We start from the raw sequence: 23,647 nt of genomic DNA, 5'->3' as shown, positions 1-23,647 counted from the left end.
ATTGTGACTTTGATGAAAACTAATACCTAGAACTTTGTTCTTAAATATATGCTAGTTTTCAAGTTGCAAATCTGCACTAGCCCTCTGGCCCTCTAGCAGTCTAGCAAACCTGCTTCATTTCTAGTACCCTTTTAAAACAAGATTTCTAGTTATCAGTGGGCTAGTTACCAGCTAATGATAAAATTGCTACGCAATTTCTTAAATTCAATATAAAAAGAATCTGCTGATTATAAGTATATATCAATCAAGTTATAAATCTGTACTAGCAGACTAGTACCCTGGCAAACTGGCAAACTGGCAAACTTACCCTAATAAGATACTAGTTTTCAAATTGCAAATTTATATTAGAGACTGGAGACTGGAGATTGGAGACTAAAACAAAATCACCAATCGCCAAACAAAATCGTAACTTAGTTAGAGATTAAAACATAGTACCTTTTCTCCTGCCCCTAGTCCTGGCTCTTGATTTGTTCTTGCTTTACTTTCTTAATAAATAGTGACGATACAACAACTCCTCCAATCAGTCCTCCTAAATGGCCAAATTTATCTATACTGCTCACAGTTAAACCAATTACAGCATTTATTCCTATAACAAATAATATATTTTTCAAAAGTTCTTTTCCAATAAACTTTCTCATATTAAACGCAAAAACCAAAACTGCCCCTAAAAGCCCAAAAATTGCTCCAGAAGCTCCTATTGAAACAGTTGTCAGAAACATAGAACTCAAAATAGAAGAACAAATACCCGAAACAAAATATATTATCAAAAATTTGCCTTTACCGTAAACCTTCTCAACTAGTGGTCCTACATAGTAGAGGGCCAACATATTAAGCGATATGTGTAAAATACCGCCATGTAAAAACATAGCAAACAACCATCTATAAAATTGACCATTTAATAACAGAATATTAATGTTAACGTTAGCACCCATCATATACAAAATTTTTGGACTCATACTCAATGGATTTCCACCATTCTTGACATTAACAAACATCAAAACAAAGTACACTAAAATATTAACAAAAATTAAAAACATGGTGCTCTTACTGCTTTTATATATTTCTTTACCTTTCCCATTATTTATGTCAATTCTTCTCATTGACAACTTCAAATCATTCAGCACATCAATATTTTCTAATCTATTGAGAACAATATCATTTGCCTGAGAATCTATAACAGCAACATTAGTAATAAGCTCATAATCATCAGCAAGAATATTTCTCCAATATTCCTCACCCTTATACGCTACAACAACATATATTATTTCGACTCCTGTACCATTGTACATAGTGTTATTTAATATCATATCCTTATATGCATTTCTGTAGTAAATGTTTTCTTTATTTAAAAATATTAAATATATTTCCCTGTCATACTCTATTCTCTGCACTGCCCATACAGTTGGAATTTCTCCATTGCTATCTAATTCAATAACCTTATATCTATTATCTAACAATATATTTTGAATCAATATGCTTTCATATTTCATATATTTCTCTCCTAAAAATTATTATCAAACGATTGCTTCTATTACCAAGCTAGGATTTTGAAGAAGATCTATTTCGTAAAAAGGAGTAGGTTTTCTAGTCTCACTATCATACAATATTCTTATTATAGGTCTATCAGGATATTTAGAATTTTGCCTTATTACATATCCTTCAATACCACTTGATAATCTAACACAGCATCCCAAAGGATAAACAGCAAAAGTATTTCTAAAATTATTTACTATTTTTTGATCAAACATTGTTCCCGTTCCAGCCATAATAAGTTCATATGCTTCATTTGGACTAAACTTTTTTCTATAAGTCCTATCATTGCTTATTGCATCATATACATCACAGATAGCTACAACTTTACCAAATTTTGATATTTGTTCATCTTTAAGTCCATAAGGATATCCTTTACCATCAATTCTTTCATGATGTTGTTCTATAGCACTTAAAGCTTTATTTGAAATTGAAAATTGTTTTTCAAGCATTTCTTTACCATAAACAGGATGCTTCTTTACCTCGTCAAATTCATCTTCTGTAAGCTTACCCTTCTTACATATTATTCTTCTAGGTACTCTTGTTTTCCCAATATCATGAAGAATTGCTCCAACAGCTAAATCCTTTAATTCTAATTCATTAAACTCCATAGATAGCCCTAAAAATGTTGCCATAATAGATGTATCAATACTATGCATATAAGTATAATTATCATATGTCTTTATATCATAGAGACTTTTGGTAATATCCCCTTCCTCAATTATATGCTCTACCATATCTTCAACAAAACTAATAGACTCCCTTGTACCTTTCCTATCCCCATTATTTATATTCTTTACAACATTCGATATATTTTTCATAGCATTTATTTTTATTTCTTCTAATCTACTGTCTTCAACATAAACATCATCAAGTCTATAATCATCTACATATATATACAGTACTCCAAGCTGTTTTAACTTTTTTATGTAATTGGCTGTAAGCTTTACACCTGCTCTCAATAGAATACTTCCATCATCTGTATAAATATTCTTCCCCAATATTTCATCTTCTTTAACTTTTTCTATAAACTCAAGTCTCATGTGGCCTCCTAAAATTTATATTCTTCTATTTGTTCATCATTATATATTATACTATTTTATTTAACAATTTCCAATATTTCGACAAAGAATATCAAAATATATTATATTAATTGTCCTTATTACAATCCTTCTTGTTTTTGCACTCATCACATATAGCATTCAACACGAGCTCACCACTCAAAAGTGTAAATCCTGTTTCTTTCTTTAGTATCTCCTTTATCTGAGGCATTACACAATCATATTCAACTTTTTTATTGCAAATCTGACATTGCACTACATGTTTATGCCCCCTATTTTTTAATATATAGCTATACTTACCCCTGCCCAAATCAAATTTGTTCACAATTCCATTCTTTACAAATATATCAAGAGTTCTATACACAGTTGAAATGTTTATATTTGAATATCTTTTTCTGCATAATTCAAATATACTTTCAGCATTAATAGGAAAATCATTTTCAATTAATATTTCCAATATACTTACCCTTGCCTTTGTTATTTTTATATTTTTATTTTTCAAATATGCTACAGTATCCAATGTACTCTCTCCTCATTTAATAATTCTATTACATTTTACAACAGAAGAGAAAAAAAATCATCAAAAATAAAATCCAGCAGAATCTTTATTATTCTACTGGATTTTATTTAATTTCATATTTACTTAATTATATCTTCAACAATGTTTATTATATTGTTCTTGAATTTTTCAAGCCTCATTTCGGCATCGTTGCTGCTTTCTCCCGTAACAGAGAAATAGATTTTCATTTTAGGCTCTGTGCCTGAAGGTCTTACAACAAACCATGAATTGTCTTCTAATGTAAACTTTAATACATTTGACTTCGGAAGATTATCAATACCAGTAATATAGTCTTTTTTATCAATTATATTAACACCATTAATTTCATCACCAATATTGTTTCTAAAGAAATCCAACACTTTAGCAATTTTCTCTCTTCCTTCTTTTCCTTCAAGCTTTATAGAAACAAGTTCTTCTTTGTAATATCCATACTTTTCATACAATTCAACAAGTGCATCATACAAAGACATACCCTTATTCTTATAATAAAGTGTCATTTCACATATAAGCATAGCAGCTATTACAGCATCTTTATCTCTTACAAAATCACCTGCAAGATATCCATAGCTTTCTTCAAAACCAAATAAGAATGACTTATTTCCACTTTCATTAAATTCTTTTATTTTTTCACCTATATATTTGAAACCAGTAAGTACTTCAATAAGTTCAACACCATATTCATTTAAAATTTTTCTTACCATATCAGTTGACACTATTGTCTTAACAACTACATCTTTATCGCTAAGTTTCCCCATTTCTTTCATTGATTTTACAATGTAATTCGTAAGAAGTATTCCTGTTTGGTTACCAGTTAACGTTTTATATTCACCTGTGCTGTCCTTTATTACAACTCCTATCCTATCGCAATCAGGATCAGTTCCAAATATTATATCTGGCTTAAGTGATTTTGCCATATTAAGTGCATAATTAAATACTTCTTTTTCTTCTGGATTAGGGTAAGAAACCGTTGGAAAATTACCATCAGGCAATTCTTGTTCTTTAACTACTGATAAATTTTCATAACCTAATTCCCTCAAAACTCGTCTAACAGGTATATTACCACTTCCATGAAGAGGTGTATAAATAATTTTCAAGTCCTTAGCATGTTCTTCTACCAATTCTTTTCTTATTGTTAAACTCTTTACATTGGAAAAATACGCTTTATCAACATCTTCTCCAATAATATTTAATAAACCTTTTTCTATTGCTTCATTGTAGTCCATTATCTTTATTACAGAGAAATCCTTAATTTTATTTATATAAGAAATTATTTTTTCAGCACTATTATCAGTAATTTGCCCACCATCTTCTCCATAAACCTTATATCCATTATACTCTTTTGGATTATGTGATGCAGTTACAACAACTCCTGCTTTACAATTTAAATGCCTTATTGTAAATGAAAGCATAGGTGTTGGTCTAAGAGAGTCAAATAAATTTACAGTAATTCCATTTGCACAAAAAATTCTAGCTGCTTCTTTTGCAAATTTTTCAGAATTATTTCTTGAATCATATGCTATGCTTACAGAGATTCTCTCCCCTTTATACTTATCTAAAAGATAATCGGAAAGTCCTTGTGTTGCTTTTCCAACTGTATGTATATTCATTCTATTGCTTCCAGCACCCATAATTCCTCTGAGTCCGCCTGTACCAAACTCTAAATTCTTATAAAATCTATCTTCAATTTCCTTCTCATCTTTAATATTTTTAATCTCTTCTTTTAATTCTGAATCAATGAATTCAGAGTTTAACCATTGTTCATAATTTTGTCTATAACCCATCTTAATTCCTCCTAGCAATATTACAATTTTTCTTATTTCAATTATTTGTTTTATTATATCATATTTTTCTTAATATTGTTAATCATTTGATTTTAGTTATCGACTATACCTGAAAAATATATAGCTATCAAATAATAAATAACAAATAATAAATAACAAATAATAAATAATAAATAAACAGACTAGTTATTTTTTTTAAATTCCTTATAACGAGAAAGCTATCAGATTTCACTCTGATAGCTTTCTCTAAAATATAATTGAAAATCTCTGTACTAGCACACTTGTTTTATCCTAGTACCTTCTTTCTTCTCCTAGCACCTATTACCTATTACCTATTTCCTAGACACTTCATTAATGTAAATATTATTTTATTTCTTTTAATACCTCAATAAGATAATTCCACATTCTCTCAGCAGAAGAAATACTTAAGTGTTCATCTGGTGTATGAACATCATATAAATTTGGTCCCATAGAAATCATATCTAATTGACCATTGAATTTATCTCCTAATAATCCACATTCAAGGCCTGCATGTATTGCATCTATTTGAGCATCTTTTCCATACATATCCTTATAAACTTTAAGGCATATTTCTCTCAACTTTGAATCTGGATTGTACTGCCATTCTGGATAGTCAGATAAAAATTCGATTTCTGCTCCAACTAATTTTGCAATAGCTTTTCCTCTTTCAGCTATTTCATATTTTAACGTTTTAACAGAACTTCTTAGAGCACTTTCAAACACTATCTTGTCCTCTTCTGTTGTAACAACACCTATGTTTGTTGAACTTTCAACTAATCCCTCTATAGCCATGCTCATTGTTTGAATACCATTTGGTATTATTAGTAATGTCATTATTGCTTTAGAAGCAGTTTCATCAGAAAATACTTTAGTTACTCTCTCATGCTCTTCAAATGTTAAGCTCACATCTGGATCTTGAGCTTGTAATTCATTCTTAAATATTGCATTCCATTCTTTTACCTTTTCTTCTAAAGCTACTTTGTTTTCATCCTTAACTAATATTACAGCATCAAATTCACGAGGAATTGCATTCATTTTAGCTCCACCATTTAATGAAGCCACTTTAAAATCAATAGCAGATTCTAAATCATTCAAAAATCTTGCCATTAATTTATTTGAATTTCCTCTATACTTATTTATTTCCATGCCAGAGTGTCCACCTTTTAGACCTCTTATCTTAACTAAATAAGTAACATAATCGTAAGGGGCATCCTCCCACTTTATAGGAAGCTTAATTAATTCCCTAACACCACCTGCACAGCTTACTAGAAGCTTTCCTTCTTCTTCTGAATCTATATTTATCAAATATCTGCCACTCAAATTCTTCGGATCTACTGCAATAGCTCCACCCATTCCTGTTTCTTCTTCTGTTGTTATCAAAACTTCAAGTGGTGGATGTGGTATATCATCTGATGCTAAAATTGCTAAGCAGAATGCAACTGCTATTCCATCGTCAGCACCCAATGTAGTTCCATCAGCTCTTAAAAAATCTCCATCAACAATGAACTTAATTGGATCTTTTTCAAAATCATGAACAGTATCTAAATTCTTTTCACATACCATGTCCATATGACCTTGTAAAATAACTGTTGGTGCATTTTCATATCCTTTTGTTCCTGGTTTCTTAATTATAACATTTAGTGCTTCATCTTGAATCACCTCTAAATTATGCTTTTTAGCAAAAGCTACAAGCCAATCTGAAACCGCTTTTTCGTTTCCTGACCCTCTAGGAATTTGGTTCATTTCCTTGAAATACTTAAATGCTTCATAGGAATTAAGATTTTTTAAGCTTTCTAACATTTTACATCATCCTTTCTAAAAAAACATCATTTTTAATCCAAAAAAAATCAGCGTAACACCACCAATATAATCAGCATATCTGCTGATCATATCGATTTTCTTCAAGGATTTTGAAATAATAAATGCAGTAGCCGACACCGCTAATGTTGTAACTCCTATAAATAGCGTATACATTAATAACATAGTGAACCCTTGTATATTATTAAGAGCCGTAAATCCAATTACCGCTGCATCTATACTTACTGACACTCCTAGTATAAAATACATTTTCGTTTTTAGCAACATTTTATCTTCTTTTTTTTCCATACCTTCCTTAATCATCAGTATTCCTACTGTTGCAATTATTACTCCTCCTATCACCTTAGGCACTGAAACAATATATGTGTTAAATAAATAACCAAAATACGCACCAACAAATGCTAATAAAAATTGAAAAAATCCAAATGATATAGTAAACAAAACTTTATTTTTAAATGTAATATTCTCCAAAAGTCCCAAGCTAATAGCTACACCAAAGGCATCAAGCGCTAATGCAAGAGAAATTATAAGCAATGAATAAAAAGACATAATTCTCCTCCAAATCAAGTATATCAAAGATAAATAGCAAGCTACATATAAGTACATTTGCTGTTTATATCAATATACATCAGTTAGTTTTTGTATTTATAACGCTAATAATTCCTTCTTTTAGTTTTTCACCATTTCCCTCTTCTATACTGTCATTTATTATTAAAATGTAACAACTATTTTTTAAAAGTTCATGCTTTGGAATAAGCATTATATTATATTTTCCTGATTTCTTAATATCAAAAGCTACTTTTTTACCAGAAGAAGCCTCTATAAGTTCTATGCTATCATCAATAATGTTATTACAATCAATTGACTTTGAAAATACAATAGTGAATTTTTTATTTAGTGGAACATCATAAAAAGTTTTAATTTTTTTGTAATCATAAATGCACAAAGAATTAAGTAATGTTTTTGCCGCTTTCAGTGAATCAGCACCATCAATCATTAAATCAGGTTTAACACCTATATTATTAATTTTATTTCCCAAAGGCGAAAAAAATTCTTCAGTAGTGATCTTGATTGCACTTCCATCGTAAAGTCCAAACATTATCTGTGCAACGCCCTTTCCAAATGTTTTAGTGCCAATAAAATATGCCTTTTCATAATCTTTAACTGCTGAAGATAATATTTCAGAGGCACTTGCTGAATACTGATTTATTAGAAATATTGTAGGCTTATCTATAATCTCGTTTTGGGCAATAGCAGTAAGCTTTTGCTCTTTTCCTTTTCTATCCTTAACAATTAAGCAAGTATTATTACCTATAAAATGTCCCGCAATTCGCCTTGCAGTTGACATATATCCTCCACCATTATTTCTTAAATCGATAATATAACTATCAATATTTTGAGTTCTAAATTTTTTTAAAATATCACTAAAATACTTATTAGTATCTGTGCTGAAAGAATGAATAACAATATATCCTATATGCTTATCAATAACCTTTCCTTCAGCACTAGGAATCTTTATTTTTCTTCTTTCTACATTAAAATATAAGTTTTCATTTTCTCTTTTTACAAGCAATTTAACATTTGTACCCTCTTTACCTTTTATATATTTTACCGCATCATCTAATTTCATACCAGTAAGCAAATTATCATTAGCTTTTAAAATAATATCTCCTGATTTAATACCAGCTTCTTCAGCCGGTGAACCCTTTATTGTCTCTTTTACAAGCACACCTTTTTCATCAACACCAACATATACACCAATACCACATATATTCATATCTATCGAATTAATAAAATCATCATACTCTTCTTTTGACATGTATTTTGTATATGGTTCATTCAACGCATTAACTATCTCTTCTGGAGTATTTAGATTTAAAATTTTATCTGGTACATCTTTGTAATAGTAATACTCTATACTACTTCTAACCTGATTTAGTACAATTTCTTTAGTTGTACTACCCTCTATAGCAAATATATTTGTAAAATTTAAGTTTATAATAATAAATGTAAAAAAAGCTATTATACCCCCTAATTTTTTACCACCAATATACCTTGATTTCACATATACTCCTCCTAAATGAACTCATTCTGCTAAGTTAAATGAACTCGTTTTGCTAAAGCAAAAAGCTTCAATACAATGCTTATATATGTTAAAGCTTCAAATATTTCTTAAGTTTTCTCCTTAAACAAACTCTTACCTTGTAAAGTACACCTTGCATTTGCTTAAATCAGCATCCTTATTAACAATCTTTTCAGGCTTTAATACAAAATCATATACTTTTGCTTTACCAGGATTAACCTCAATATTATCTATTTCGAATAATCCTCCCCCAACAAAATTATTCTCATTATCTTTTATGCTTATAGGAAGTTTTTCAATTTTAATTTTTTTATCTGTTCCGTTTCTTACCATCAAAACAATAGATATTGAGCCATTTCGTTTCTTTGAAAATGTTATAGTGCTCAAACTAACATCACCTTTTTTTACTAAAGAAAGACTCTTAATGTGATTCATTATATACTCTCGCATCTCAAATGATAAATTCTTGGGAAGTTCTTCTAGTTCAACATTTACTGTTTTCAATGCTTTAATTTCTTTTTCAAACTTAATGTTCCAATCATCCTCTTGTATTTTTTCTACAAATACATTTTTCTTGTCAAAATACACTTTATAAGGTCTTCCTCCCATAGATGGAATAATGCCCAATTCCTTCATATCGATAGTTTGCTTAGCGAGGACATCTCCTTTTTTGTTTGTAATTACCAATGGCATAATATCTAGTGATATTTGCTTTGAAAAACCATTTCTAACATATACACTTACCTCTAATTTATCTCCCATATCATAAGTATATACGCCATTTATAGATACCTCTCCAATCTTTAAAGGTGGCAAGTTTGATAATTCATCTTTAAGCATCTCCTTATGTAAATCGGACATAACAGTATCATCAACATTGTTAAGTGAAAGTTCTATATCAACCTCTTTACCTTTGTTGTCAACTTTTTTATCATTATTCATATTTTTCCCTCCATATCTAATATATGCATACATAATATATACAATCTATACTCTCTAATTCTACTACATACATTATAGTTTATACAAGTTTGCTTTATTTTTCAATGTATATATTTTTCTTCAATTCCTAATTTAGATTTTTATCATATATATTACAACGAAAAAATGCAGTATGTAGAGATTTTTATAGTGAATATTAATACAAAATATATGATATTAAATATTTACACTGCATATTACAAATTAAATATATTTTTATTGATATAGAAATATTAGGAGGAATAACTCCTCCTAATATCAAACTTTCTATTCTTTATTTAAGTTCCAACTAACCTCTACATTTCTGCGTACTTTTTCACCATCAGCTCCATCATATACCCATGCCTCAATTGTATATTGACCATCTGGTATAGTATAATCTTTTATTGGCAAGCTCCATGTATTGTCATCATTAAGTTTAGCTGTAAGTGTAATTAAATCTGCAAATTCACCTTTGTCATTCAAATATCTACCTTCTGAATTCTTTATCCTCACATATACATAAAACTCCCCGTCATTATCATATTCTCCATCACTCTTAGTATACGTTCCCTCTATTGTATTTAATTTTACATGTAATATTCTTTCCTGTCCATCAGGTTTTGTTATAGTAACAACTTCATTACCACTTCTATGAGGCACTAAAACATTTAATTTCTTTACTATACTTCTGCCTCCTAATTTTAAAGTAACCTTCAATTTAACATTTACATCAGATGTTGTTTCTCTGCGTACCGTACCATTTGATTCAATATCACTTGAATTTGAATCCCATTTTATTTCAATATTTGTACCAGGTATATCAGTTGGTAAATCTAAATCACCATAAGCCACATAAATCTCATTTCCTGAATTTCCATTCTTAAATGATACAGCATCACCATTTTTATATCTTAAATATAAACTATTTGCAGCAGCTCTAAGTTGCTCTTGTCCGTTACGATTTCCTTTATCGTAAAATCTACAATTTACAATTCCAGCTTCTATTAAAGCTTTTTTCAATGATTCAAACTGATTATCAACATCTCTTTGAGAACAGTTCCTATACTGCTCAGCATTATTAAAAAACGTTCTCGCTTTATTATATTCTGAATTTAATATATCATATTTTTTCTCATATGCCGGATCATCAGGTTCTAATTGTTCCAAGCCTGTTTCAGCATCTATCAATAATTCATGTAATTTTCTTGCATCTATCAATACATTTATATAATTTTTTTCATCTATAGGCTTTGCAACATTTCCTACATCATCGACAAAAATCAATACATAATTATATTTAGGAAGCGTATCATAATCCGTAGCAATGAAATTTGAGTATAGCTTGTCAGTTGGTATTCTAGTATAGTTATTAGAAGTATTAAACCATTCTTTTTTGTTAACACGAATCTTTTTTGAATACCTTGACTTACTGATCGCCTCTTCAAGCATTTCAACAGTTATTGAACTATAATCTTCAATTTCTTCATTTTTAGGAACTAAATAAGCATAACAATCCTCATTATTTGAATACACTTTTATATCTTTACCAGCATTTCCATTATCAATATTTTCATCAAATATTTTTTTGTTAAAAATCGCCCATTCTGGATATTTATTGTCAAGTATAACAGCTTCATCTGATGGTTCAGAAACACCAACACCATTTTTTATAACTATTCTATATCTTTCTGCTTCATCTGCAATAATATCATCAACAATAGGAACATCTATAGTCTTATTCTTTCCATTACCCACCAAATAAGTTACATGATGAGAATCCAATTCAGCCTGTCCTTCTTCCGTATCATAGTACCACTCTTCTCCACTCTCTGCGAGCCAACCATTTAAATTAGTAATACTATTATCAAATATTTCTCCCTCTGGAACAACATAAGCTATTTCTCCTTTAGGAATAGGCTTATTCAATTCAATCTTATCGCCTGGTTTAACTTTAGTTTCTGTAATAACTGGTTTATTTGGCAATCCATCACTTATCATATCAATAGCATAACCATCACTTGAAATATAACCTATTACGTTCGGTCTTTCTCCTCTTCCATCCGGTGATGCATATCCACTAAATTTAGTAGCCACATAAACATTATATTTAGCCTGCTTAATCAATTTCCCTAAACTATCTTTTATAAGAATTTTTTTAATATCATTACTGCTCATACCTGAGCTTATTAATTTATCCTCAAGTTCACTAAATGACCAATTATTATCGTTAATATCAATATCATCATCAACAGGAACAATTGAATCTTGAATCATATTAAGTTTATCATTTGAATTAATAAGATATAATCTATATCCATTTATATTCAACTCAAATTCACTATTATTACCACTTATCTCTGAATGTAAAAATTCATCTACATAACAATCCTTTAGATTAACTCCTATATTCGTATAATCCTCATCACCAGCTTTAAGAATAGTTGGTGCATCTGGTATCTTAATTTCAGTAGGTAAACTTTCACCTTTTTCACCTCTTGTAATAGTTAAATAGTAATTCTGCTTTCCTAATGTATCAATATCAAGTCCTTTTAAAATAGCCTCATTATATCTACCATCTTTGACAACTTCTGCAGTTGCAAGAGGCTTTTCTAAATACTTATCCTCATAAATTTTTACAACATCGCCTACAACTAGCTTAGGTGGTTTTGCATACAAACTGTTCTCATATTCACTTCTAACAACAACAATATCAGCTTTATTATCTGGATTGTTGTATACAATAACATCATTGTTCTCATTTAACATCTCTGAAGGTATTACAAGTTCTAATTTGATTTTTTTATCATATCCCATTACTTCTCCTTCATAGAAATATGAACCTTTGCTTTTTTCAACGTTTTTCTTGTCCCAATCAACTGCAAGCTCCTGCATTGTGTTGTCATCCATTATTGCCGGAACTTTTTCTGGTAAATATTTTTTTTCTAATATTTCCAATTCTTCATTTACCTCATCATAAGAAACTATCTTCTTTATATCTTTAATCTGTTCTATATTTCTTTTAGGAGGTTCTTTTGTTATTATTTCAGGTTCTACAACACCTATTCTATCTATCATCAATCTATATAGCTTATTATCACTTACATAGTATAGGTAATTATCAACTATATTTATATATGTCACTGTGTCATCTGATAATTTTACTTTTTCTCCACTACCATCTATATTTATTTTGTAAAGTTTACCATCATCAAGTGCGTTGCTGTAATATATCCAATCTCCATATGCATTAAGATGATATCCTTTATCAAATTTTCTAACAACACCTCTAAGAGGGACTATTCTATCATCATCTAATTTCGCTTTATTCAAATCTCCCTCACTCGTAGTATAATATATCCAATCTCCAACTACTTGGATAGCTTCCATCCATTCATTATTCAACTTGCATCTCATTAACTTACTTTCTGAAAGCGGAGTAGACTTATACAAATCCTTAATCATGTATGGCTTGTTTTCATCTGATACATTTGTATATATTATTTTATCTCCAATTACATTTATATAAGCAGCTTCATCTTCATAAACATCTGTAATAGGCTTTCCATGCTTTCTGCCATCTATTTCCTTGGTAATAAAATTGTTATCTACTTTACCATCTGGATTAATCTTTATCCTATATATTCTTCCTCCATCAGAGTGATTACTATAATACACCCATCCATTATAAACAGTAACATATGCCGCCATGTCATCGACTAACTTTTCCCTTGCAGATCCATCTGCTTTCACTCTATATAGCTTACCATCATCAGCATAATTACTGTAGTAAATATATCCACTGTATGAATTTATATACTGTGCATAATCATTGCTCATTGCATTATCAAATCGGCCATCGGTTTTAAGCTTATATAGCCTATTATTATCACCTGTATTTACATAGAATATATAATTTTTCTTATCTGATGCAACATACCCATTATTGATTATATTGCCAGATGAATTCCCATATTTATTATAATCCACATTTTTGCCAATATCACCAGTATCTATATTTTCATCAGGTTTCCTATAATAATCATAATGTTCTAACTTCAATTTATTATGTCCTCTAGTTGAATATACTGTATCCAAAATTGTAGTCGCTAAAATATAATTATCTTTCGACAAAATATACAATTTCTCATCTTCATTGTTAAAATTATTAACAACCGAATCCCCTATTTTGTATATATTGTTATCATCTTCAAATTTAAATTTTTCTGCACCATATACTCCTTTAACATCAGATATCTTTACCATTGTATCTTCGTTTTTCTTAAAAACATCTATATAAACATTGGGAACTATAAATTTATATACATTATTAACCTCATCCCATTCATAAGTAAAAACCTTTCCATCTTTATCTAAATAATTTAATTTATCGTATAAATGAACCTTTTTATTATCCTGTTCTCTTATGGATGTTGTGAATTTAAAATATAACGATATTTTATCTTCTATCGATTCCCTACTATACTTATCTCTATGATATATTAAATATTTTTCACTCATTAGTTTTTCTCTGACATCATCATAAACCTTATCACTAAAATATTCATTCTTCTCCTTATTAAAATAATCTATCGCATAGACCATATTATCTACTATAATAAATGCACTTTCATCATCCGGAAATTCAGAATAAATATCTTTAGATTCAGTACCGCTTTCAGTAGTAAACTCCATTTTTACAGGTATCTTAATATACTCACCTTTATCAGACTTTACTTTTTTAGTTACAATTAAAGTATATTTCTCATTGAATTTATAGTAACTTTTAGGTGATACTAATACTGTCTTTTTGTTTTTATCAAGAATAACATTTATAGGTACTGTCATCTTCCTACTATTCAAAACCTCAATATTATAATTTTTTACTGAATACTTATCTAAATTCTTACTAAAATTTATTTTCCATACTTTATTTACAGGAACATTATCTACAGAATTATATATTTTATATTTATCCTCATCATCAGCGAAACACATGACAGGTTTCATGATAAAAAACAATATTAATATGAGTAAGCCAACTTTCCTTCTCAATTCGAATCACTCTCCCTACTTTGATATATTGAATTGTATATTATCAGCACTACTTCCAACATTCAACACACCACTTGCAACCTCATTATCTTCGGCATCATAAAAATGAACAATTGCATTATCTGTCAAAATAATAACTTCTGCTTTAGCACCTATGTACACCTTTTCATTATCATATTCACTGAATTGATTCTCAACCCAATACTTAACTGCACTTTTCAAAGAAGTATTCTTCACCTTAATAACCTTGATGTTAGATAAATGTTCATTTCCCACCTCAACCTTTGCAGTAGCATAATCATATTCAGTAGACTTAATAGTAAATTTCATTCTTACCGGTTTTGAGAGCTTATTGCCAGATACATCCTTTATATCATCAGAAACATATAAAGTATAAGTTTCTCCAAAAACATATCCTTCATCTGGAGGAATAACTTCTAAAACCGTGGAATCATCAAGCTTCGTTTTCAGTTTTATATCCATCTTATTTCCATTACTGTCAACAACTTTAACTGAATCATCTTTGATTGAATTGGTATCTATATCTTTATTAAATTTTATACTCCAAATCTTATTAGGTTTTACATCTAATTTAGTATTTTTAATGCAGTATTCATCACCAAAAACATAAGTAAAATCCAAAAAATTAAATAACAATACTATCATTAAAAGTAGTTTGCTGAATTTTATATATTTCAAATAATCACCATCTTTCACTTATTTATCAATTCCTTAATACTCCCATTTCCATAAGACTATATTAAAGCTTTTTGCCTCAAGTAAAGTAGAATATTCATATGAAATCGCAAAGTTCTACATCAGCAAAACAAGTTTAATCTACTTGCTTCCTATTCTTTCCGTCAGCTCTTATTTTGTTTATTGTAATACTTCTGCTTTCTTTATCTTTAGTAAAATAAATCCAATCTCCTATAACATTTATATTTCCTACCCTATCAGCTGAAATCTTATACCCACTCTTAGAAATAATTTGACCAGTTATATATTCTTCTTTTCCACCAGAACCATCTGTTCTTATTTTGTAAAGAAAATTATTATCAGAAGCATTTTTATAATAAATCCATTCTCCATATACATTTATATTAAATGCCATATCATCTGATAGTTTTGTATATTGAGTACCATCTGTTTTGATTTTATAAAGTTTTTCATCATCAGAATAGTTTCTAAAGTAAATCCAATCCCCTTGAATATTTATATGCTTAGCTTCAAAATTAGTTAATCTTGTATTTTCACCAGTCATAATATTCAATCTATAAATCCTGTTATAGTCTGAGACATTCACATAGTATATATAGTTTTTGTACATATTAACATCTTCAACCATGTCTTTGGTAACTTTCTTAATTTTGCCATCTAAAACATATTTTCCTCCTGCATACTTTGTTTTAAATCTAGAAAGGAATCCTGTTTTAGCGTCTATATAATATACATAGTTACCCGCAACCATAACATCCTTTATATCTCCAAAATTTATAGGTTTTTTATCACTAGAATACTGATAAATTGCACTTTTTACACCTAGTCCTCTTTTATCCATCCTATATATGTTTGTAGGATTTTTTTCATCACCAACTGAAACAAAATACAGATCTTCACCAACAATATTTATGTACTCTATATTCTCCTTAGATGATATTTCTTCTTCTCCAACCCCATCCGTTTTGATCCTATATATTCTCCCTCTTTTCTTTGGATTTCTGTAATAAATCCAATTTTTATCCTTAGCAACAAGTCCTAAATTAGAAATATTTCCAGGTGTATTTCCTAAAACAAAATTCAAATTACTAACAACTCTATTGCCAGAAGATGAAACATCTAATTGACCCTCCGCAATTAGTGTTCTCTTATCATAAGCCAAAAACTTCACTTTAACATAATTTCCATCAGTCGCACATTTTACAGTTTGTCCTATTTTTTGAATTGATGTACCATTTTCAATAGTATAATAACATACATCCGGAACCGTCGTAGTAATCTTAATATTTTTAAATAAAGTCATACCATTTCCAATGCTTACATTTGCAGAAGCCATAAAAGGATTTGTTTCATGTATTAGTTTACCATTTCCAGCTAATACTGTATACTTCTCACCATCCCCATCCTTGTATGAAAGTTGAGGAAATGACGAAATCAATGAATAGCTTATAGGTCTTCCTGTAAATAAATTTATAATTCTAGTTGAACTAACATAATAAACGCTAGCACTTTTGTTAAGTTGTGAATCTATTTCAGCAAAATTTGCCGGTTTAACAATATAATCAATCGAATATGCTTTATCACCTATTATAACAGAATGTGGTGGAACTTCCGCATTTGCTGTCGAACCGAACATAATAGCTGTAATTATTGCTGCAGATAATAGTTTTTTCTTCATTCAGTATAACCTCCTATACTTTTGTACCTTCAATAAGTAATTCAGAATTTTATAGTAAATATGACTTGTTATTTTCTTCTAAATGCTTTATTGAAGTTTTATACATATATTGTATATACATTTATTTATACACACTTACACATAAGTTATCGTAAGTATTTGTGTTTTCTTAATTAGTATAGCTATTTTAACATTATCCAATATAAAATTAGCACTTAATTTTAAATATACAACTTAATCAGTATATCTGTCTTAACAATATCCATATGGATGATTTTTATGCCATATCCAAGCTGTCTCTATAATAGTTTCCAATGAATCATATTTAGGTTTCCATCCCAATTCTGATTTTGCTTTATCACTTGAAGCTACCAAAACTGCTGGATCTCCAGCTCTTCTAGCTGCAATTTCAGCTTTGATTTCTTTTCCTGTAACATTTCTTGCTGTTTCTATAACCTCTTTAACCGAAAATCCTTTTCCATTGCCTAAATTATAAATTTTGCTATCATTACCGCTCATCAATCTCTCAAGTGCCAATAGATGTGCATTAGCTAAATCTGAAACATGTATATAATCTCTAATACATGTGCCATCTTTTGTATCATAATCATCACCAAATACCATTATTTTTTCCCTCTTTTTAAGAGCAACTTGCAAAATTATTGGTATTAAATGAGTTTCCGGATTGTGATGCTCTCCTATTTTCCCACTTATATGTGCACCTGCAGCATTAAAATACCTAAGTGCAGTATACTTTATGCCATAAGCATTGTCACACCACTTTAATATCTTTTCCACCGCCAACTTTGACTCTCCATATGGATTCGTTGGAAATGTCTTGTCCTCTTCAACAATAGGTATATTTTCGGGTTCACCATACACCGCTGCTGTCGAAGAAAATACTATGTACTTTACTCCATGTTCTTTCATTGCACCCAATAAATTCACTGTTGAGCCAATATTGTTTTCAAAATATTTTACAGGTTCTTGTACGCTTTCACCAACTAATGAATCAGCTGCAAAATCAATTACTGCATCTATTTTATTTTCATTAAAAACCCTATGTAGTGCTTGTCTATCTCTTAAATCACCTTTGTAAAATTTTCCGCCTAAAAGAGCCTCTTTATGCCCCTTTTGGAGATTGTCGAAAACAACAACATCATGTCCATTTTCTATAAGTTCAGCAACCATGTGACTTCCTATATATCCAGCTCCGCCACAAACCAATACATTCATTAATTTCACTCCCTCTTCTACAATATATGCCTAATTATACCACAAAATGCACCCCTGGGGTGCATTAAATTAGAATATAAAAATTTTCTATTATATATCTCTCTTCTTTGTAATACACACCCCAGGGGTGTAATTTTTTCCATTTTATCTGTTAAATGCTTTATTTAGTTCTAATGCATTATTTAAATTAACTTTTGAATACATTATTTTTTGAAACTTTTTTATTGTCTGGTGATAAATTCCTTAATATCAAGTGCTGTAGAATTATTATCTATAGCAATTCTTTTACTTCTCAATTATATGATTTAGTTGAAAAATAATCTAATATTTAATTATTTTTCAACATTAAGTTAGTCAAATTGGTTAAATTCTTCGATGGAGTTATATCTTTTATTTCATTATTCTGCAATTCTAGAATAGTCAAATTTGTTAAATTTTTCAATGGAGATATATCGGTTATTTGATTATTTTGCAGCATTAAATCAGTTAAATTATTAAAATTTTTCAATAAAGATATATCTTTTATTTGATTATTATATAATATTAATTTTTTTAAATTAGTTAAATTTTTTAATGGTGTTATATCTGTTATTAGATTACTATTTAAATTTAAACTAGTTAATTTTTTTAATGATGTTAGGCATTTTCAAAAAAATAACTAGTCAGTATGCTAGTCTATTTTGCGAACTACTTCATCGTTGGAACCCGTTGATAGAACCTACTATCAGCGGAACCCAACTCTTTGTATTTCACAAAATATACGTCGCATCTTTGACTTGTTATTTTCTTTCAAATGCCTTATATCTGTTATTTGACTGTTATCTAAATTTAACTCAGTTACTACATTAACATCACTTTTGAAAATATCTCCAGTAGATTTATTTATAGCCTCTCTTATTTTTTTTCTAAATTTTTATCTTTGAAAGTTATTATTTCATCTTTCTTATTAGAGTCATCTTTCTCACTAAAGTCATCTTTTTTATTTTCAATAGTACTAATACTTTTAGTAGAATTTATTTCTTTATTTTTATTTGTAACAATATTATCATTACCAGTACATCCAACTAAAAGTAACATTAATATTATAATTGGTATCTTTTTTTACATGAATATTTACTCCCTTCTTTGCCATATTTTAACATAATCATATTTTAGCGCAGTTGATATATAGGTATTTTTGCATATCCCCCTATTAAGAAATTTGTACTTATTACGAATTACCGCTCAATTCATTTATATTATTATTATTGACGTACTATTTCAGATAGAATTGTATTTTCGTCACAAACAAAATATTCAATTGAATTATGCAGTTTAAAATAACGAGTCAATTTTAAATTGTTATCATTTTTTTAGATTATACCATTTTACTTATAATTTATCAATTGATATTTTTAAATCACCCTCATACCTTTAATTGTTTTAATATCTCTGATAGATTCTGGAGTTCTCATATTATATATATTACCTTCATTGTAACTATTTCCATATTTACGAACTCAAATTCTTAATATTAGGTCATTTTATATTAAGGAATATCGCAATCATATCGTAAGAAGTATAATAATATGGAATACTTCTAAACAGAAAATATATAAATAATAGAAATATCTCTTTTTATTCAAAAAAATAAAAAGAGATATAAAGAAATATTTTGTAATTAAAAAAATATAGAACAAAATATAGTTTTTAGATTTATATTAAAAATTATAGATTAACTTGTTTTTTACAAAATATTAATATGATTACAATTTCAGGATAACAGATCGTAAATAATCTAAAAAACTATATCATTAAAGAATAAGAACTATTGTTCAATATCAGTTACCTAATTACAATTTCATATTCATTGCTAGAAGGATATTTATTTTTATCTAAGTTTAATCTGCTTTTAAGTATTTCACTTAATTTTAGCGTGATTATTGTACCTCGAGGTATATTATTAAATTCATAAATTATTCTCTTGTTTCCTTCTTTCTCTTCTTGATGTTTATTGTATTTCTCCTGTGAAATAATCTTTAAATGAGAATCCAAACTGTCATTTGGATCCCCACCAGTTAATGTACCTTTCATAAGTATTTCTTTAGGCAACACCCTTTCTTTGTTGGTAAATTCGGCCAACACGATTTTGATATGATTATCGGTTATATAGATGGTGTTTCCTCTAAGTTTTTTTCCGTTCACTGTTAATACATAATTCCACTGCTTTTGTGCAAGTATTACTAAATCATCTTTACCCATAAGTTCTCTTAATTTATCAGAATAATATTTATCAAACATTTCATCAAGTTCTTTTTTTCTTACATTCAAAATTCCATCAAGAGACTTTCTTTTAGATATACATTCCTTAATTGATGTCTCATATCTTTTTTTATTAATATTTATAGTGCCACACAAAATTATATTAATCGTAATTGATACTATAGTAATCATAAATAATACTTTTAATAAGAGAGAATGATTTGTTTTTTTATTACATTCCATATGCTGTACCCCATTTAATTATTTAATTATTCCCGCAATTCCAGCACCAATTCCAATCTACACAATTCTTTTTAACATTTATATTAAATTCCTTTCTTACCTCTCCAGCTCCTGATAATGAATCCTTTACTAATACAATTATTTTATATTCACCATAGCTCTTAGGGTAAAATGGAATTTTATTTATTTTACTGTAAGAACTCAACATTTGCCAGTAGCCATCATGAATTGCATATACCTTATACATCAATCTTTGATTAGCTTTAATTCCATTATTATTACATTTTGTATTAACATAATCAGCTTTGATTTTTAAATAGTGCATTTCATGGGAAGTAATTGCTTCTTTATTGTTGATAATATCCTGGACATTCATATTATCTATGCTTATCTTTTCTATATTTATTTTTCCCACTCTGCTATCAAAAATCTCTATTGGATAAGCCACTTCAGCCTCATACGAATTAGGTAAATTATTGTTAATACTTCTTCTTCTAACTCTTGCATAAATTATATATTTCCCTGGGTCTGCTGGTGTCCAATTTAATTTATTAGCTTCATTATCTTTAGCCAAACTTCTATACTGTTTAATTAATTTTTTCCCTCTAGCATCCCATAATAAAAAAGCATATTCAATATCGTTTTTATCTGTAATATTTTTTTCACCAATATTAGCAGTAAAAGTAAATTTTGAATTAGTTGGATATTTACCTTTACTATCTTCTTTAGTATTAGTAGTATCCATTATAATATTTAATTTCAAATTACTATATGATGATTTATTGTAATGTAGACATTTCGCATCTTCATATTCTATTGAGTACTTGCTTTTAATCGTAACACCCACCAAATAGTTTCCATAATTAAATTTAAAATTATCATTTTTCTCATTTATTTCATAATAATTTTTATATTTATTGTTGGTAGACTTTCTAACAACATCTCCATAATTTTTTATTGTTTTTGACCAAACATGTGGTTCACTTATCGTGAATTTCATTATTTTATTTTCATTTTCATCAAATCCACAAGGTTTACTTTTAGCTATCTTTGCAGCAACATGTGTGTTATTATCATCATTCCATATTTTTAAAGCATCAAGCTGCAAATATTTATTGTTCTCTGAATTTACATATACTTTTCTCTTTGCAATAGGTTTATCATAAGAATCGTATGCAACTATATTAAAAATGCCACTTCTTTTAGGTGTCCATATCCATACATTTCTATCCAATAAACACAAATCAAGCCTATCAATGTTCTCATTTAAAGCCGTATCATTGTAACCCACTATTCTTATTGCATGAATTAAACTAGAATCATTTTTAATAGTGAATATAAGGAAAGGAACATTCTGATACGCCACAACTGGTGAATCTGTTACTTCAAATGTTTCCATAGGAAAATTCTCTATATCATCAAACATACTGTTTAGCACATTATTTATATTCATACTGTTTCTATTTATAGTATTTTTACTTATACTACTTTTGGTTGCACTTGTACTATTTTTGGTTGTATTACCGCTTGTATTACTTTTGTTTGTACTATCCCTGTTTTTACTACTTGTACTATTTGTGTATGCATTATTTCTATTTATACCATTTTTGCTTGTACTTGTATCTGCATTACTTCTGTTCGTACTACTTTGGCTTATACTACTTCTGTCTGTGCTATTTTTACTTGCACTACTTATATCTGTACTACTTGTGCTTGTACTTGTATCTGCACCACTCTTGTTTGTACTATTTGTGTCTATATTATTTCTGTATCTGCCATTTATTTTTGTATCATTTATGTCTGCATTCATAATTAATGGAATATAATTTGCATACATAGCGTTATTCCATAAATCAAAAGAAGTTATTATTTTGGTTTCTTCTAAAGTATTATCAGCCTTTAAATAAAAAGTTTTGTAAAATTCTCTGTATGTTCTGCCTTTTTTATACCTTACATAAACTTTATATATACCTTCATTTTTCTTTAAATAGGGTTTGTAATATGATTCATTATATTTATCAATATTCCTCAAATTCCATGTATAAACATATTTTTTATTTCCATAACTTAAATTTATGGCATTGCTTGTCTTACCTGTCTTGCTTGTCTTGCTTGTCTTATTTATATCATTGTTATTTGTACTATTCTTGGTTTTATTCACAGCATGGTTTGTTCTATTTAATGTTGAATCAAAATCCTTCACAAGAACCCATCCATTTCCTGAATTACCCCATATCTGAATGCATTTTTCTATATTTTGGTTACCATTGTATTTCACCTCTACTATTATTTCATTACCTTTCGCTAAAATATTTATAAAAGAACTATCTATAAAAAAACAATTCACATTCCCTATACACTCTACTTTTTTTTCTTCCGAAGTCGTTACTGCCTTTACACTCAAGCAATCCGATACATTAAAGATTATTATTGCAAAAATTATACACACTATAAAATATCCTGTAACTATACTTTTTTTTCGCATATTCTATCCCCCACTCCCCAATACTTTCATAAAACTAATTTCAGTTCTTTGCTATCATTATTATATGTTCTTGATTATATTCGCCTGATTATATGCTCTTGCCTTTTTTGATTTTCATCATATGTTCTTACCTTTTTAATTTTCATCGATTTTACAAAACACCTCTTCTATAAATGAGA

The 23,647-nt window shown here is 28.7% G+C and carries 16 protein-coding genes; all 16 read right to left on the bottom strand.

Going from position 1 to position 23,647, the window contains the following annotated elements; translation table 11 throughout:
• Nucleotides 1–449: 449 nt before the first annotated feature.
• The 16 genes from CLTEP_RS06490 to CLTEP_RS06420 all read right to left on the bottom strand — a co-directional run bounded on the left by CLTEP_RS06490 (nucleotide 450) and on the right by CLTEP_RS06420 (nucleotide 23,468).
• The gene (locus CLTEP_RS06490; protein ID WP_066824331.1) at nucleotides 450–1,490 is read right to left on the bottom strand and encodes a rhomboid family intramembrane serine protease; all 1,041 of its coding nucleotides are present in this window, start codon (nucleotides 1,488–1,490) and stop codon (nucleotides 450–452) included.
• 24 nt (nucleotides 1,491–1,514) lie between these two features.
• Entirely contained in the window at nucleotides 1,515–2,573 is a 1,059-nt protein-coding gene (locus CLTEP_RS06485) for an HD-GYP domain-containing protein (protein ID WP_066824328.1), read from the bottom strand.
• Between the two features lie 106 nt (nucleotides 2,574–2,679).
• Nucleotides 2,680–3,111 carry a Fur family transcriptional regulator gene (locus CLTEP_RS06480; protein ID WP_066824324.1) on the bottom strand — a complete coding sequence of 144 codons (432 nt, stop codon included), beginning with the start codon at nucleotides 3,109–3,111 and terminating at the stop codon, nucleotides 2,680–2,682.
• 119 nt (nucleotides 3,112–3,230) lie between these two features.
• Entirely contained in the window at nucleotides 3,231–4,931 is a 1,701-nt protein-coding gene (locus CLTEP_RS06475) for a phospho-sugar mutase (protein ID WP_066824321.1), read from the bottom strand.
• 363 nt (nucleotides 4,932–5,294) lie between these two features.
• Nucleotides 5,295–6,752, bottom strand: a complete 1,458-nt coding sequence (locus tag CLTEP_RS06470; RefSeq protein ID WP_066824318.1) for an aminoacyl-histidine dipeptidase — start codon at nucleotides 6,750–6,752, stop codon at nucleotides 5,295–5,297.
• Nucleotides 6,753–6,767: 15 nt separating this feature from the next.
• A complete protein-coding gene (locus tag CLTEP_RS06465) occupies nucleotides 6,768–7,319 on the bottom strand; it encodes a manganese efflux pump (RefSeq protein ID WP_066824315.1) in 552 nt (183 codons plus the stop codon).
• Nucleotides 7,320–7,398: 79 nt separating this feature from the next.
• Nucleotides 7,399–8,835 carry a S41 family peptidase gene (locus CLTEP_RS06460; RefSeq protein ID WP_066824312.1) on the bottom strand — a complete coding sequence of 479 codons (1,437 nt, stop codon included), beginning with the start codon at nucleotides 8,833–8,835 and terminating at the stop codon, nucleotides 7,399–7,401.
• Between the two features lie 132 nt (nucleotides 8,836–8,967).
• Entirely contained in the window at nucleotides 8,968–9,795 is an 828-nt protein-coding gene (locus CLTEP_RS06455) for an SLAP domain-containing protein (protein ID WP_066824310.1), read from the bottom strand.
• 306 nt (nucleotides 9,796–10,101) lie between these two features.
• The gene (locus CLTEP_RS06450; RefSeq protein WP_066824308.1) at nucleotides 10,102–14,868 is read right to left on the bottom strand and encodes a DUF5050 domain-containing protein; all 4,767 of its coding nucleotides are present in this window, start codon (nucleotides 14,866–14,868) and stop codon (nucleotides 10,102–10,104) included.
• 15 nt (nucleotides 14,869–14,883) lie between these two features.
• Nucleotides 14,884–15,585: an Ig-like domain-containing domain gene (locus CLTEP_RS06445; RefSeq protein WP_066824306.1), complete on the bottom strand. Its 702-nt coding sequence runs from the start codon at nucleotides 15,583–15,585 to the stop codon at nucleotides 14,884–14,886.
• 115 nt (nucleotides 15,586–15,700) lie between these two features.
• Nucleotides 15,701–17,263 (bottom strand): DUF5050 domain-containing protein, encoded by a 1,563-nt coding sequence (locus CLTEP_RS06440; RefSeq protein ID WP_066824304.1) that lies wholly within the window; start codon nucleotides 17,261–17,263, stop codon nucleotides 15,701–15,703.
• 252 nt (nucleotides 17,264–17,515) lie between these two features.
• Complete coding sequence (gene galE, locus CLTEP_RS06435; protein WP_066824301.1) at nucleotides 17,516–18,499, bottom strand: UDP-glucose 4-epimerase GalE; 984 nt, start codon at nucleotides 18,497–18,499, stop codon at nucleotides 17,516–17,518.
• Between the two features lie 328 nt (nucleotides 18,500–18,827).
• Complete coding sequence (locus CLTEP_RS15580; protein WP_423230730.1) at nucleotides 18,828–19,082, bottom strand: leucine-rich repeat domain-containing protein; 255 nt, start codon at nucleotides 19,080–19,082, stop codon at nucleotides 18,828–18,830.
• A 311-nt stretch (nucleotides 19,083–19,393) separates the two neighbouring features.
• Complete coding sequence (locus tag CLTEP_RS06430; RefSeq protein WP_066824298.1) at nucleotides 19,394–19,576, bottom strand: hypothetical protein; 183 nt, start codon at nucleotides 19,574–19,576, stop codon at nucleotides 19,394–19,396.
• A gap of 747 nt (nucleotides 19,577–20,323) precedes the next feature.
• Entirely contained in the window at nucleotides 20,324–20,983 is a 660-nt protein-coding gene (locus CLTEP_RS06425; RefSeq protein WP_066824295.1) for a hypothetical protein, read from the bottom strand.
• 22 nt (nucleotides 20,984–21,005) lie between these two features.
• The gene (locus tag CLTEP_RS06420; protein ID WP_066824293.1) at nucleotides 21,006–23,468 is read right to left on the bottom strand and encodes a hypothetical protein; all 2,463 of its coding nucleotides are present in this window, start codon (nucleotides 23,466–23,468) and stop codon (nucleotides 21,006–21,008) included.
• Nucleotides 23,469–23,647: the final 179 nt, after the last annotated feature.

This window comes from Clostridium tepidiprofundi DSM 19306, assembly GCF_001594005.1.
Lineage (GTDB): Bacteria > Bacillota > Clostridia > Clostridiales > Clostridiaceae > Clostridium_AC > Clostridium_AC tepidiprofundi.
This window is presented reverse-complemented; position numbering and strand designations above follow the sequence as displayed.